Raw genomic sequence first — 14,643 nt, 5'->3', positions numbered from 1 at the left:
CCGCTGACGGTCGCGGCAGCGCCGCTTTGGAAGGGTTCAGCGCACGTAGGTGAGCGTGCCGAATCCGAGTTCGTCGAAGCCGCCGGAGGTGGTGCCGTAGTCGCCGCCACCGCCTTCGGGGCTCTGGCGCTGGGCCATGGCGAGCACGTTGGGCATCGAACGGCCGCGCCGGGACGAGTAGTGGTGGTAGACCCGCTCCCAGACCGGGCGGGTCTGGCCGCGGCCGCCCGCGCCCATCACGGTGTGCTCGTTGTAGCTGCAGTTGACGCCCGAGCCCCACGTGTACTTGGTGAACGGCAGGTCGTCGTGGCCGAGGTTGTAGCGCGCGACGTACTCGGCGGCCTTCGCGAAGGCGCTGTCGCGGGCCGAGTAGAGGTCGACGCCTTGATTCCAGGCCATCTCCATGACCGTGCCCATGAGTCCGATGCCCATCATGGCGTGGGCCTGGTCGCGGCCGGACTCCTGCCACTGGGCGTACTGGCCGGAGTGGATGAACGGGATGGCGTTGGTGATCGAGCCGTTGCCCCCGCCGTTCCAGAAGTAGTCGACGGCCTGGTCGAACTTGGCGCTGTCGTCGTTGAAGACGCCGATCGCCATGATGGCGGCCATGTTGCACAGATCCCAGTTCGCCCAGTAGTTCGTGATGCAGGCGCCGTTGTGGACGCGGAGGAAGTGGTCGCACATCGGGTAGAAGATGTTCGCCAGCATCGCCTGGAAGCGGGGCCGGTCGAAGCCGGGCGCGTCGCGGACGAGCTCGGCGGCGTTGGCGGCCTGGTAGCCGTAGATGCCCGAGGCGAGCCAGCGGTCGGCCGAGCCGTTGATCTCCCGGAGCGTCCCCGACCAGGCGTTGAGGATCCGCACCGCGCAGTCGCGGTGGGTGGTGGTGCCGGTGATCCGCCAGCGCACGGCGTTCTGGTAGGCGGCGTGGATGTCGTTGTAGAAGAGGTGGTAGTTCTCGGGCCAGCCGCTCCCCCGGTAGATGCCGGTCTGCGGGTTGGGCTGCCAGTCGGGCCAGGAGTGGCGGTTCTCGATGAGCTTCTTCCAGCCCGAGTTCCAGGGGTCCTGCGCGGCGTAGACCCGCTGCCGCATGCGGTCGAAGTCGGCCTGCGTGTGCAGGAGGCCGGGGTGGGTGCCGTTCTGGGCGTAGGCGGTGCCGAGACCTGCGGCTCCGGCGGCGGCGAGGCCGCCCGCGACGATGGCTCCTTTGAGGACGTGCCGTCGGTTGAGGTTCGCGCGGGGGCGCGGTTCGTGTTGCGGTTCGTTGCTCATGGTGCTCCTTTGCGCCATGCGGTGAGCGATGCCGGGGGAAAGCCACCGCGATCTGGTGAACGTTCACGGTGTATCGTGTTGCGTTCCGCTTGAACGTAGCACGAAGAATGCGAATGTTTCAATATTAAGTTTCAGAGTCAAACTTTTTCGGACATGCCGGCCAGAGGCAGGGACCGAGACCGCCCTGCCCCTGGCCGGGGTCGCTGGGAACTCAGTACACGCGGAGCTCCTCGACGTCGATCGGCTTCTCCGGGAAGGACAGCCGCACCCGACGGGCGGTCCTCGCCGGGAACTCCAGGTACGCCGACAGCGCCTCAGCGCCCGGGTCGCCGCGGTGCAGGGGCTCGAACGCGCGCCCGTCGACACTCGTCTCGACCGCCCAGGGATGCGCGGGGGTCTCCGCGAAGACGATCTCGACCCGGCTGATCTCGTAGGGGAACTCGAGGTCGGCGGTGATCCATTCGCCCGGATCGCGGCGGGCCGCACGCCAGAACGTGCCGCTTCCCGAGATCGTGGCGTTCCCGCCCTCATGCCGCGGCTCAGCACTGCTCACCTGCACCGGCCGATAAGCGGCCAAGGAAGCCCTCCGCCGCCCGGCGGGCGGCTCGGTCGCATACGGCGCGGGCGGCGCGAGCCGCCGCGCCAGGCCTCGCGCCGGTTTCGCCGGTCCGGTCGCGGACAGCAGGAGCTCGGCAGCGGCAAGGCCTTCCGCCGATGCGCGAACCCGTTGCGGCCCAGGGGTATACGACCGCAGTTCAATCGCCCCCGCGCCGCCCCACAGACTGTGGTTCCCCGGATCGAGCGTGATGCTCCGTCCCGAAGGGAACAGGCCCTCGCCTTCGACCACCGTCAAGACCACGGGCCGGTCGTCGACCACCCGCGCACCGTGTTCGTCGAGGAGTTCGACCGTCAGCCGCGCGTCTCCGGTGCCGTCGGTCGGCATCGTGTCGGTATCGGCGGTCAGCCGCAGCGCGACCGCCGTGCCCGGCTCGGGGAAGTCCGGCGGCGCGATGCCGCGCAGCTTCTCGCGGTACCAGTAGTAGGGCTTGCGGGGCATGCGCCAGTAATCGGCCAGGCCCTGGAGGCCGGCGCCGTCCGCGATCGACTTGTAGTGGAACGCGCACCAGAAGATCTTCCCTGAGCGCCAGGGGTAGTCGACCTCGACCCCGTGCTCCCACTCGACCTCGTACTCCCCCGGCCCCTGCCCGCGAACACCGTGGTATTCGGAGACGACGCTGGGCATGCCGGGGTCGTGGAAGAGCTCCGCGCCGTCGCCGTTGTACCCGGCGATGTCGCCGAGCACGTCGAAGCCCTTCCGCTGCGCCCCGCCCACCGCCGCGGGCCTCGTGGGATCCAGCTCGTGCGAGAGTGCCACCAGCTCGGCGGTGAGCGCCTTGGCCTTGTCGATGACCCTGTCATCGCTGAAGAACGCCTCGTTGCCGATGCTCCAGGTGACGATGCTCGGATGATTGCGGTGCACGCGGATCATCTCCCGCAGCGCCCGACGCAGGCTCTCCTCGAACTCCGGCTCATCGGCCGGATCCACGGGGTAGGCGCTGGCGAACCAGTAGCCTTCGACGTCCTCGCCACCGATGCCCCAGAAGTGCAGTTCGGACCAGAACAGCATCCCCTGCCGGTCGCACTCCTCGGCGAAGTACGGGTGGTGGGGGTAGTGGGAGCCGCGGATGATGTTCATCCCCAGGTCCTTGATCATCGCGATGTCGCGGCGAATGGAGGAGCGGGTCCCGGCGTCGCCCCAGCCGCCGCGGTTCTGGTGCACGTTGGCGCCGTGCAGATCGAGATGCTCGCCGTTGAGGAAGAAACCCTGGTCCGCAGTGAATTCGAACCAGCGGAAGCCGAACTCGGCCCGCTGCGAGTCCCGCGCGGTCCCCTCCACCGACACCGAGGCCGTCAGCTTGTACCGGTGAGGATGGTCGGGATGCCACAGCAGCGGCCGGTCAACGGCCCCTTCGAGATCGATCACCGCGCGCGATCGGGCGGGGATGGTCCGCCGCACCGGCGCGAGCGCGGCGACCGTTCGAGCGGGATCGGCGACCACGGCCGCCACCGACACCTCGACCGGGCGCGGTTCGTCGTTGACCACCTCGACGGCGGCCGCCACCGTCGCTCGCTCGCGGCTCACCTCGGGCGTGGTCACATCGATGCCGTACCAGTCGATGCGGACCCGGTCGGCGACGATGAGGCTGACATCCCGGTAGATGCCGCCCGCGAAGCTGTAGTCCCCCGCCCGGGGGGCGAGCCGCGGGTTCCAGAGGTTGTCGACCCGCACGAACACCTCGTTCGCACCGGCGCGCGCCACGTCGGAGATGTCGACGGTGAAGGGCGTGTAACCGCCTTCGTGGCGGCCGACGAGGCGGCCGTTGACGAACACCTCGGCGATCTGGAAGACCCCGAGGAACTCCAGGGCCATCCACTGCCCGAGCCATTCCGGGCGGACTTCGATCGTGCGGCGGTAGCACCCGTGGCCGACGTAGAACCGCTGCTCGCGGAAGTCCGGCAGGTCGAAGGAGTGGGGCAGGCCGATGTCGAACCAGTCCGGGCTCGGGGGTTCGCCCTCCGCCCCGGGATGCTCGCCGAAGGCGAACGTCCAGTCGTCGTTGATGAAGCGCTGCTCGCGGATCATGCGGTCGGAACCTCTCAGCACATTGGGTGTCGACGGGCGGGCCGTCCTCGCAGCACGGCCCGCCCCGGAATGCGGCGGTCTACTGGGACTCGTCCCAGGCCTGCTGGTAGATCTCGAGGTACCGTTCGGCGCCGAGGTCGGTGAGGTTCTGCTGGAACTCGTCCCAGTCCTCGTCGCTGCCGATGTCGCGGGTGCCGGTCACGAACTCCGCGCTCGCCTGGACGACGAAGCTCTCCACATTGGTCTGGACGGTCGCCAGTTCCGACGCGGTGTCACCGGTGACCGAGACCTCCCAGTAGGGGAACGCGTCATCCGACTCGTGGCCCTCGTACAGCTTCGTGGCCTCGAACAGGCGGCGCTCGTAGCCGCTCGGGTCGTAGATGTCGGTGCCGACGATCTGGCCGCCGCGGAACGTCTCGTCGCTGAAGTACTGCGTCATCGCGCCCCAGGCGTTGTTCATGCCCTCGCCTTCAGGCGCCTGCAGCAGCTCGTAGAGCGGTTCGACCGTCTCGTCGAGCGGCACGTCGCCCTCCTTCGGCGAAGCCCAGTTGACGCCTTCGACACCGAACTCGCCGATGATGTGGCCCTCGTACGAGTAGATGAAGTCCATGATCTGCATGAGCTTGCGCTGCTTGGCCTCGCTGGCGCGGTTGGTGATCACGAACGTCGCCCCGCCGGCGCCGGCGGGGCCGGCCCAGGAGGTGTCGCTTCCGTTCGGCCCGGTCAGCGGCGGGACCGCGTCGTACTGCGTCCCGCGGCCGTCGGCGGCGGCGATGTCGACGAAGACCCCGGGGTGCAGCGCGGTCACCGATCCGAGGATCACACCTTCGGCGCTGTTGCCCTCCCCCCAGAGCGCTTCACCGTTCTGGGTGAACGCGCCCTCGTCGATGAGACCGTCCTCGTAGAGGGAGTTGACGTACGCGATGGCGGTCCGCCACTCGTCGCGGGTCGGCTGGAGCACGACCTGATCGCCGACCGCCGCGAGCGATGCCGGAGTCGTGCCTTCGGCGTTGACGCCCGCCGTATACACGAACGGGTTCATCAGGTAGGGGAGGATCGAGTTGCCGACGGCCCCGGCGAGGGGTACCTCGTCGGCCCTCCCGTTCCCGTTGGGATCCTGCGTCTTGAATGCCTCGAGGACCTTCCGCAGCTCTTCCGGCGTGGTCGGCTGCTGCAGGTCCAGCGCTTCGAGCCAGTCGGAGTTCATCCAAAGCTTGGTGCCGTACGAGCAGTGGAAGCACTCGTTCCACTGGGGCAGGCCCCAGATCTTCCCGTCGGTCGCCGTGGCCGCGCTCTGGTAGTCGGGCTCGTCCTCGAAGGCGGCGGTGATGTTGGGCGTGTCCTCGCCGATCAAGTCGTCGAGCGGGACGATGACGCCTTGGCCGCCGAGCTTCACCAGCTCGTCGTTGTTGAACTGGTCGACCCACGGGATGAGCATGTAGGCGTCGGGGTAGTCGCCGCTGGCGAGGGAGATCTGCCGCTTCTCGGCGGCCGCCGTGCCGTCGTAGGTGGTCGTCTCGAACTGGAGGTCGACGTCGAACTTCTCCTCGATCACCTTGGTGAACGCGTTCGCGTCGAGGTCCATCTCAGGGTTCTGGGGCGCGAAGATCGTGATCACGTCGTCCGGAGTGGTCTCCGGTTCCGAGGAGCACGCGGCGAACGCGCCGGCGGAGACGGCGAGCGCCGCTCCGGCCGCTGCCGCCCGGGTGAATCTGCTGGTCATCGTTGACTGCCTTTCGTTGAGGAGTTGATGGGTTCGAGGGGGGACGCCGTCAGCCGGTCACGGCGACATCAGAGAGGCGGTGCGCTAGCCCTTCACGGAGCCGAGCATCACGCCCTTGGTGAAGTGCCGGGCCACGAACGGGTAGACGAGCATGACCGGCACTGTGGACACGACGATGAGGGAGAACTTCATGAGATCGGCGATCTGCTTGGCCTCCATCTGGTTCGCCAGATCCGTTCCACCGCTGTTGTTGTTCAGCACCAAGATGTTCCGCAGCACCAGCTGCAGCGGATACAGGTCCTCGCTGCGCAGGTAGATGAGGGCGGAGAAGTAGGAGTTCCACTGCCCGATGCCGTACATGAGCGCGATGACCGCCAGCAGCGGCTTCGACAGCGGCAGCACGACCGACCACAGGAACCGCAGGTCCGAGGCGCCGTCGAGCTGCGCGGCCTCGTACAACTCCCCCGGGATCGAGGAGCGGAAGAACGTCATCGCGATGAGCACCTGCCACGCGCCGATCGCGGCGGGGATGATCATCGCCCAGCGCGTGTCCAGGAGCCCGAGGGCCCGCACGACCATGTAGGTCGGGATCAGGCCGCCGGAGAACAGCATCGTGAACAGGACGCCCCCGATGAGCGCCTTGCGCCCCACGAGCTCTGACCGCGAGAGCGGGTAGGCGATCATCACCGTCAGGGTGATGCTCACCAGTGTCCCCGCCACGGCGTAGAACAGCGAGTTGCCGAACCCGGTGAGGATGTCCTCGTTGCTCAGCACCGCCTCGTAGCCGATGAGCGTGAAGTCGACCGGCCACAGGAACACCCGGCCGCCCGAGACCGCCGCGGGGCTGGAGAACGAGCTGGCGACGATGTTGACCAGCGGCACGAGGACGATGAGCAGGAACGTGGTCAAGAGGAGGTAGACGCCGGCCATGAAGAGCCGGTCGACCGGGGTGTCTTGGACCTGGCTGGGGCGTCGGCGCTTGCGCCGGCGGACCGTCGCCTCCGATTCGATCGGCGGCGCGGCCTCGATGGGGGGCGCCGTCTGGTCGGTTCGAGTCATGGCTTCCTCCTTCACCACAGGCCGTTGCCGGTCACGCGCTTGGAGACGGTGTTCACGGCCAGCAGCAGGATGAGATTGACGACGGAATTGAACAGCCCGACCGCCGTCGCCATACTGAAGTCAGCGTTGAGCAGGCCGATCTTGTACGTGTAGGTGGCGATGATCTCCGAAGTGGAGAGGTTGAGCGGGTTCTGCAGCAGGAACGCCTTCTCGAACCCGATCGCCATGACGGACCCGACGCTCAGGACCATCACCACGACCACCGTGGGGGCGATCCCCGGCAGGTCGACGTGCCAGATCTTCTGGAGCCGGCTGGCTCCGTCGAGGCGCGCCGCCTCGTACAGGCTCGGGTCGATGCCCGCCAGCGCGGCCATGTAGATGATCGCCGAGTAGCCCGCGGTCTGCCACACGTCGCTCCAGACGTAGACGCTCCGGAAGGCGTCGGGATCGGCCAGCAGGTTCTCGCTCATGCCGAAGAAGCCCAGGACGTCTGCCATGAATCCGATGCGGGGCGAGAAGATCAGAATGAGCATCGAGATCACGATGACCGTCGAGATGAAGTGCGGCGCGTACGTGACCAGCTGGACGGTGCGCTTGAAGAACCGCATCCGCACTTCGTTCAAGGCCAGGGCCAAGATGATCGGGATCGGGAACCCCGCCAGGAAGCCGTAGAGGCTCAGCATGAGCGTGTTGCGGATCAGATCGAACGCGACCGGGTTGGCGAAGAACCGCTCGAAGTGCTCGAGCCCCACCCACGGCGAACCCCAGATCCCCTGGACCACGTTGTAGTCCTTGAACGCGATCACGTTGTTCGCCATCGGGATGTACTGGAAGATCACGAAGTAGGCGACCGGCAGGACCAGCAGCGCATAGAGCTGCCAGTGGCGGCGCAGATTCCGTCGGCGGGTCCTCCGCCGGCGGTCGCGGAGCGTGGCGGCGGTCCCCGCGTCCAGCGACGCGGTCACCGCTCCCGCCCCTTCGTCCGGTGTACCGCGTGGCGGCACTCCCCGTTCAAGATGCTCACGCTCGCTCCTTCGCGACCCAACAATGTGAACCTTCACGAACAGGTTTCGTGAAGGTTCACGAAAACTCTCGTGAAGGTTCACGATAATGATGGACCTCGATCCTGTCAAGATCCTCCGGTGGATTTACTCAGGTCAGGCCGAGGCCCGCCACAGCATCTTCGATCGCACGCTGCGGTGCATCGGCTCGATCCTGGCGAAGTTCGTCTTCGCCAGCTCCTCGACGATGTCCATTGCGCTCGCCGCCAACCCTTCCCGGTCGAGCGCGATGCTGGTGAGAGGCGGGTCGACCGCTTCGCCGAGCGCCAGTCCGTCGACGCCGACGATGCGGACTTCGCCGGGAATGTCGATGCCGATCGCGTGCGCGTTCTGGACCGCCCCGAGTGCCATGAGGTCGTTGAACATCAGCACCGCGTCGGTATCCGGGTGCCGCTCCATCAGCTCGGCGAACGCGCGACCGCCCCCGGAGATCGACTCTTCGCCGACCACCACGCCGCTGAGCTGTTCGCCGACGTGCTCCTCGAACCATCCCCGTCGAGGCGACGGCTCGTAGGCGCCGCCGTGGCGCGCCGAGTACGAGGAGTCCACCATGCCCAAACGCCTCGCGCCGCGGGCTCGCAGCGCGTCGATCGCCTCGATGATCCCGGATTCGATGTCGATCTCGACCGAATGGACGCCCGGGGTGTCGCTCCGGGACTCCAGGCGGATCACGGGCAGGCCACGTGAGGCTTCCAGCAGGTCGGCGTCGCTCCCGTCGAAGTGGCCGATGACCACGTCGACTTGCGTCGACAGGAGGTCCAGGTCATCGCTCGCCTCGCCCTGCGACGCGGCGATCATGATCTGCCAGCCGCGCTCACCGAAGGCTTGGAGCATGTCTGCGGCGATGTCCGTGTAGTAGGGGTTGCGGAACGAGGCCACGACGAGTCCGACGGCGTGGGTCTTGTGCCGCGTCACGAGGTTGCGGGCGAACCGGCTGGGGCGGTAGCCGAGCCGTTCGGCGGCGGCGAGCACCTTCTGCCGCGTGTCCTCCCTGATGCCGGCCATGTCGTTCATCGCGCGCGTCACCGTCTGCCGTGACACGCCCGCCTCCGCCGCCACGTCGAGGATCGTCACCTGTTTGGCCACTGCGCCGCCTTTCCGTTGATGGAACTCATGCTCTCGACCGGCGCACGAGGGGTTGCACCCGGATCTCGTACGTCTCTCCGGCTTCGACCGGCCAGCGATGGCGCTCGCGGCCGAGCGGCGCGATCGGCATTCGACGCGGTTCTACGGGCTCGCCGGAGGCGCCGGCGACAGTGAACGATAGACCCTTGTCCAATTCGACCACGAGCTCGCCACCCACCGCTGTTCGGATGCGGGCGCGCTCGAGGACGCCCGCGCTCCATGCGAGGTCGACGGTGCGTTCGCCTCGGGCGCGAAGACCCGAGACCGATCCGGCGCTCCATGATGGAGGCAGCGCCGGGAGCAGCGACAGTGCACCGTCATGACTCTGGACCAGCGCCTCCGCCACCCCCGCGATCGCGCCGAGATTCCCGTCGATCTGGAAGATCGCGTCGCCCGGCCAGCCTTCAAGAGGATGGAGGTCGAGCAGCGAGTCCGAGCTGAGCCCGCCGACGAGGGTCCCGATGGAGCGCTCGACCAGCGCGGCGTCGCGAAGCCGGGCGGCCAGGCACAGTACCCAGGCCTGGCTCCAGCCGGTGTAGCCGCTGCCGTGTTCGAGCCGGTGCGCCAGAGCCCGCTTGACCGCCTCGAATTCGGCGGGCGTGGCGGTCTCCGTGATCCTGGATCCGGGGAAGGCCCCGTAGAGGTGGGAGAGGTGGCGGTGGTCGAGTTCGCTGGGTTGCAGCGAAGGCGCCCATTCGCAGAGCCGGCCGGAATCGTCGATCGCGGGCGGGCGCAGGCGCGCTCGCGCCTCGCGGCACCGCTCGGGAAGGTCGCCTGCATCATCGCCGAGTCGGTCGGCGAGCGCGACGAGTCGGTCGAAGGTCTGCGCTGTCAGCTCCTGGTCGATGGTCGCCCCGGCGGTGACGGTGCCGAGGCCCTCGCCGTCCCGGAAACGGTGCTCCGGAGATGTCGAGGGGCTGATGACGAGATGGCCGTCGCGGTCCTCGTCGAGCTGGTCGAGCAGGAACTCGGCGGCGGCTCGGACGACGGGTGCCGCTGTCGATCTCGCGAAGTCCTCGTCCCAGCGGTGGTCGAGATGGTCGCCGAGGTGCGTCGCGATCCAGGCGAGGCCGGTCTGCCAGTTCGCCCATTGAGGATCGCCGTGGACCGCTTCGGTGAACCGCCACAGATCGGTGTTGTGGTGGACCGCCGCGCCCGCGGCCCCGTAGACGTTCGCCGCGGTGGCGCGCCCGGCTTCGGCCAGATCGCGCGCCAGGTCGAACAGCGGCTCGTGCAGTTCGGGCAGGCCCGCGGCCTCCGCGCCCCAGTAGTTCATCTCGACATTGATGTTGGTGGTGTAGTTGGCGCTCCAACCCGGCCGGACGTCGACGTTCCAGATGCCCTGGAGGTTCGCCGCCTGGGTCCCGGTTCGGCTGCTGGCGATCAGCAGGTAGCGGCCGAAGTCGAAGTACCGCTGCGCGGCCGTCGCGCGCGGGTCGGCGGACGGAGCGAGGTCGAGCCGCACACGGTCGAAGAGCTCGCGGTGGTCCTGGACGTGCCGCCGACGCAGCTCGACGGAGCTCTCCGCGAGGGCGGCGCGGACGGGCGCCGTCGCCTCCGCCGCCAGGGTCGGGAAGTCGGCGCTCGGCCGTTCGCCGCAGCCGCGGAATCCGCTGGAGGCGGAGACGATCAGCCGCCTCCCCGCCAGGGCGGCGGCCACCGCCCAGCCCATTCCGGCCGCGACCGTGCCGTCGGCTCCGGGGGCGTCCCGGTCGTATTCGACGGGGTTCTCGGCCTCGACGTAGTTCGGCAGCGCCTTGCTCGGCGCCCGCCCCGTGGCGAGGAGCCAGGTGATGCCGTCCTCCTCCCAGGACCTCGCCTCGACGCCCGGGTGCGGCGACTCGAAGCCGAGTTCGGTCGGCACGTCACCGGTCCCCGCGGCCTCGGCCACGAGGACGCCGTGAGGGGCGCTCGCATATGCCTCCATGGCTCCCGCGGCGGTCTCCACCCGTGCGACGGCGTGGGCGAGATCGAGGCTTCTCTGGTATTGATCGGCGGCTTCGCTTGTGCCCCAGCGCCATCGAAGCCGCCCGAGCGGCTGGTAGGACTCGGTCCAGCCCTTGCCCTGGATCGCCCGCGCGAGTCGGTCGGCCCGGTCGTGATCGCTCGCGGCGATCGCCGACCGAAGCTCCGCGAGCAGCACCCCGGGCGCCTCTGACACGTCGGCTTCGGGGCGGGGGCCACCGGACCATACGGTGTCGAGATTCAGGTCGAACGTCTCGACCCCCGCCGCGCCGTACACGGACGCGCCGAGCGACCCGTTCCCCAGCACGAACGCCTCTTGAAACATCTCCGCAGGTCGATCCAGCACGATCGTGCTCTCATGGCCGACTTTCGACCCGTGACGCATGGCGCGCTCCCTCTATTCGTGAAGGTTCACGGTATCGCCGATCGACCATGGGGGCAAGAGCCCGGTAGCGGGTCAGGCGGCGTCGGGGGCAGAGCGCACGCTCCGCAGCGCCTCTTCTTCGCCGGCCAGATGGTTGGCCATTCGGACGCGTGCGATCTCGGTGTCCCGGGCTTCGAGCGCCAGCCAGATCGCCTTGTGCTCCTGGTGGGTTCGCTGGGCGACGCCCGCCTCACGGAGGCCGCGCCAGATCTCGTCTCGCACACTCCGGCTCACGAGCGCCTCGGCGATGCCGGCGAGCACCGGATTGCCCGAACCGACGGCGATCGTCCGATGGAAGGCGATATCGAGCTCGACCAGCCGGTCGAGGGATTCCGGCTCGCTCTCCAGCACTCGCTCGGTCTCGTTGAGCACGTCCTTCATCTCAACGAGTGATTCGGCGGAGATGCGCGACGCGGCGAGCCGCGCCGCCTCGCTCTCGAGCAGCCGCCTGACGAGGTGCACATGGTCGTCGCGCCCCTCCCGATGCAGATCGACGACGAAGCCCAGCGGCGCTAGAAGATCAGTGACGTCCAAGGCGGTGACATACGTGCCGTCGCCCTGCCGGGTCTGCAGGATCCCCATGGAGGACAACGCCCGGATCCCTTCCCGGAGCGTGCTCCGCGAGACATCGAGCAGCTCGCACATCCGCTTCTCCGGCGGGAGCCGTTCACCCGGACTGAGCTCGCCGTCGATGATCATGCGTTTGATGCCGTTGACGACACCGTCGGAGCGGGACATGCAGCAAGTATGCCTGTGGTCGCGTTTCGCCTGCAAGATCGGGGACACCCTCCCACCAGCCAAAGGACTGATGTATTGCCCTCTGGAACCTGAGATGTTTGACCGTTTTATAGAGAAAAATCGGCCTCCTCAATGCAGATGAGGCCCTGCGGGCCACTTGGCAGCCGCTGCGACTCGTGAAATCATCAAACATCTGGGGGCGTTTTCTCTTGCGGCCGGACCCACTCCTCCGCTACATTAATTTGTACATATATACAAATTTATTGGTGTCCCGCGTCGCGTTCCCACGCGCCGCGCACCGACCGAAAGGAGCATCGTGGCTTCCCCTCGACCCTCATCCCTCCAGCGACGGTCCCTGTTCAAGGCGGCCGGCATCAGCGCGGCCGGCGCCGCCGGACTGCCGCTCATCGCCTCCTGCGGCGACATCGAGGCCGGCAGCGGCTCCGCCCAGGTCACCGAAGGCTTCGACTTCCTGCCCACCTACGAGGAATGGCCGCTCCCGGTCCAGCCGGACCTCGTCGGCGAGCCCCCGAACCACCCTTCCGCCTTCACCTCCTACCCCGAGCCGGTCCAGGCGGTGACCGACCTTCCTTCCGGCAGCGGCACCTACGAACTGACCGTGCCGGTCTGGGGCGACACCCCGTCCAACGACGACCCGTACTACGCGACCGTCACAGACGCCTGGGGCGGCACCGCCGTCAACCTGCGCCACGCCGACGGCGTCACCTACGCCGAGACCTCGGTCCAATGGCTCAAGGCCGACGAGTACGGCGACGGGATCCAGCTCTTCGGCTGGATGCTGGGCTCCCACAGCAGCTTCACCGAGACGGTGGTCAACAACTTCTACGACCTCACCGAGATCCTCCAAGGCGACATCGCCGAGCGCTGGCCGCTGCTCGCCGGTCTTCCCTCCTCATCGTGGGGGCAGTCGGTGTGGTCCAAGGACCCCGCGGACGAGACGACCGCCGCCATCTACGGCATTCCCATGAACTTCACCGGCGGTCAGGGCAACGCCGTGATGGTGCGGATCGACCTCCTGGAGGCCGAGGGCCTGGCGATGCCGACCACGGTCGAAGAGCTCCTCGAGGTCTCCCGCGCCTGGTCGGACGACGCGAACGGCAAGTGGGCGTTCGCCGGGCTGGACTGGTTCGTCCCGCAATGGTTCGGCCTGGGCGGCACCGACGGCTGGAACTGGGACCCCGACCAGAAGAAGATGGTCCACAACGTCGAGCGGCCCGAGTTCACCGAAATGATCGAGTTCCGCCGCCTCCTGTGGGACGAGAAGCTCATCCACCCCGACGCCCCCACCGGCACCCTCGACGCGGGCGCCATGCAGCAGGCCGGGCAGGTGCTGTTCACCCAGGACAACATCGGCCGCTGGAACGAGTACGCGCTCAAGGTCAAGAAGGGCGAGGCGGAAGGCGAGATCAACCCGCTGCCCGCCTTGGCCGCGAAGGGACGCGAGCCGATCGTGTACATGGCCAGCAGCGTCGACGGCTGGACCTTCCTGAACAAGAACCTCAGCCGCGAGCAGGTCGAGGAGATCCTGGACGTCGCGAACTGGTGCGCCGCCCCGTACGGCACCACCGAGTACCAGCTGCTCCAGTACGGCGTCGAAGGCGAGCACTTCACCCTGGACCCGGACGGGAATCCCGTCTACACCGAGCTGGGATCCAAGCTCATTCAGGCGCCGATCAATTACAAGCAGCTGTGCGGGCAGGTCCAGACGTTCCTCACCGGGGACCCGGACATGGTCGCCGCCCGCTTCGAGTACAACGCCTCGATCCAGCAGTACGCGGCGCCGAACGCGTTCGAGGGCATCCGGATCGAGGGCCCGGCCGACTTCAAGGCCGCCGCGCAGACCCTGTGGGACCAGCAGAGCGACATCGCTTACGGACGCGCCGAGCTCTCCTCGATCCCCGACATGATCGCCACGTTCATGGACAACGGTGGCGAAGCCGCCCGCCAGTACTACACCGACGCGTACAAGGCCGTTCACGGCGAGTAAGAACCGGGCCGGGCGGAACGCTGCCTCCCAAGCCGCCGCCCGGCTCTTTCCTCCATACAGGAACGACGACTGGACCCGATTTTCGATGACTGCAATTCAAGCCCCGCCCGAGACGGACCGTGAGGCCGTCCGTCCGATCGTGCGAAGGAAGCGAACGGTCGCGCAGCGGCTGCGTCATGACTGGCCGTTGCTGGTCCTCGCGCTGCCTGTGGTGGCGCATTTGATGGTCTTCCACTACTGGCCTTCGCTGTGGAACATCATCGCGTTCATGGACTACAGCCCCTACCGGCCGTTCTGGGAGAACCCGTTCGTCGGCTTCGCGTGGTTCGAGCGGCTGTTCAACGACCCCTACTTCACCCCCGCACTCCTCAACACCCTCAAATTCGCCGCACTCAACCTGCTGTGCATGTTCCCGCTCTCGGTCATCCTCGCCCTCGCGATGAACTCGATCATCTCCCTCAAAGTCAGATCCACATTCCAGTCAGTGGTCTACCTGCCCCACTTCTTCTCCTGGGTCCTGGTCGTCACCGTCTTCGTCCAAGTCCTCGGCGCCGACGGCCTCGTCTCCAACTGGATCATGGACTCCGGCGGCGAACGCCTCAACTTCACCTCCAACCCCGACACCTT

Annotated in this window: 9 protein-coding genes and 1 pseudogene; 2 read left to right on the top strand and 8 right to left on the bottom strand. The window is 67.6% G+C overall.

Annotated features, from left to right (window positions below):
• Positions 1 to 36: 36 nt before the first annotated feature.
• From AB0K52_RS24305 to AB0K52_RS24270, 8 genes are all read right to left on the bottom strand, one after another.
• Positions 37 to 1,269: an alginate lyase family protein gene (locus AB0K52_RS24305; protein ID WP_363536647.1), complete on the bottom strand. Its 1,233-nt coding sequence runs from the start codon at positions 1,267 to 1,269 to the stop codon at positions 37 to 39.
• Positions 1,270 to 1,480: 211 nt separating this feature from the next.
• Positions 1,481 to 3,913 (bottom strand): glycoside hydrolase family 2 TIM barrel-domain containing protein, encoded by a 2,433-nt coding sequence (locus AB0K52_RS24300; RefSeq protein WP_363536644.1) that lies wholly within the window; start codon positions 3,911 to 3,913, stop codon positions 1,481 to 1,483.
• A 79-nt stretch (positions 3,914 to 3,992) separates the two neighbouring features.
• Positions 3,993 to 5,636, bottom strand: coding sequence for an ABC transporter substrate-binding protein (locus tag AB0K52_RS24295; RefSeq protein WP_363536641.1), 1,644 nt, complete (start codon positions 5,634 to 5,636; stop codon positions 3,993 to 3,995).
• Positions 5,637 to 5,720: 84 nt separating this feature from the next.
• Complete coding sequence (locus AB0K52_RS24290) at positions 5,721 to 6,566, bottom strand: carbohydrate ABC transporter permease (RefSeq protein ID WP_363536715.1); 846 nt, start codon at positions 6,564 to 6,566, stop codon at positions 5,721 to 5,723.
• Between the two features lie 140 nt (positions 6,567 to 6,706).
• Positions 6,707 to 7,648 (bottom strand): ABC transporter permease subunit, encoded by a 942-nt coding sequence (locus AB0K52_RS24285; RefSeq protein WP_363536712.1) that lies wholly within the window; start codon positions 7,646 to 7,648, stop codon positions 6,707 to 6,709.
• Between the two features lie 204 nt (positions 7,649 to 7,852).
• The gene (locus AB0K52_RS24280) at positions 7,853 to 8,842 is read right to left on the bottom strand and encodes a LacI family DNA-binding transcriptional regulator (RefSeq protein ID WP_363536638.1); all 990 of its coding nucleotides are present in this window, start codon (positions 8,840 to 8,842) and stop codon (positions 7,853 to 7,855) included.
• A gap of 25 nt (positions 8,843 to 8,867) precedes the next feature.
• Positions 8,868 to 11,192 carry a glycoside hydrolase N-terminal domain-containing protein gene (locus AB0K52_RS24275; protein WP_363536635.1) on the bottom strand — a complete coding sequence of 775 codons (2,325 nt, stop codon included), beginning with the start codon at positions 11,190 to 11,192 and terminating at the stop codon, positions 8,868 to 8,870.
• Between the two features lie 111 nt (positions 11,193 to 11,303).
• Positions 11,304 to 12,008, bottom strand: a complete 705-nt coding sequence (locus AB0K52_RS24270; protein WP_363536632.1) for a FadR/GntR family transcriptional regulator — start codon at positions 12,006 to 12,008, stop codon at positions 11,304 to 11,306.
• Positions 12,009 to 12,324: 316 nt separating this feature from the next.
• Between AB0K52_RS24270 and AB0K52_RS24265 the strand changes: the two genes are divergently transcribed.
• Positions 12,325 to 14,016 (top strand): hypothetical protein, encoded by a 1,692-nt coding sequence (locus tag AB0K52_RS24265; RefSeq protein WP_363536629.1) that lies wholly within the window; start codon positions 12,325 to 12,327, stop codon positions 14,014 to 14,016.
• 139 nt (positions 14,017 to 14,155) lie between these two features.
• Positions 14,156 to 14,643: pseudogene (locus AB0K52_RS24260) on the top strand (sugar ABC transporter permease); the annotation flags it as partial.

Origin of the sequence: Glycomyces sp. NPDC049804 (assembly GCF_040674615.1) — a bacterium.
In the GTDB taxonomy this organism is placed as follows: Bacteria; Actinomycetota; Actinomycetes; order Mycobacteriales; family Micromonosporaceae; genus Glycomyces; species Glycomyces niveus.
Note: the sequence above shows the minus strand (reverse complement) of the source record. Positions and strands in the feature narration are given on the sequence as shown.

What these genes read in the sequence shown, in the direction of transcription:
- AB0K52_RS24290 (WP_363536715.1), bottom strand. Translation starts at nt 6,566, where the DNA reads ATGGCCGGCGTCTACCTCCTCTTGACCACGTTCCTGCTCATCGTCCTC.
- AB0K52_RS24305 (WP_363536647.1), bottom strand. Translation starts at nt 1,269, where the DNA reads ATGAGCAACGAACCGCAACACGAACCGCGCCCCCGCGCGAACCTCAAC.
- AB0K52_RS24300 (WP_363536644.1), bottom strand. Translation starts at nt 3,913, where the DNA reads ATGATCCGCGAGCAGCGCTTCATCAACGACGACTGGACGTTCGCCTTC.
- AB0K52_RS24295 (WP_363536641.1), bottom strand. Translation starts at nt 5,636, where the DNA reads ATGACCAGCAGATTCACCCGGGCGGCAGCGGCCGGAGCGGCGCTCGCC.
- AB0K52_RS24270 (WP_363536632.1), bottom strand. Translation starts at nt 12,008, where the DNA reads ATGTCCCGCTCCGACGGTGTCGTCAACGGCATCAAACGCATGATCATC.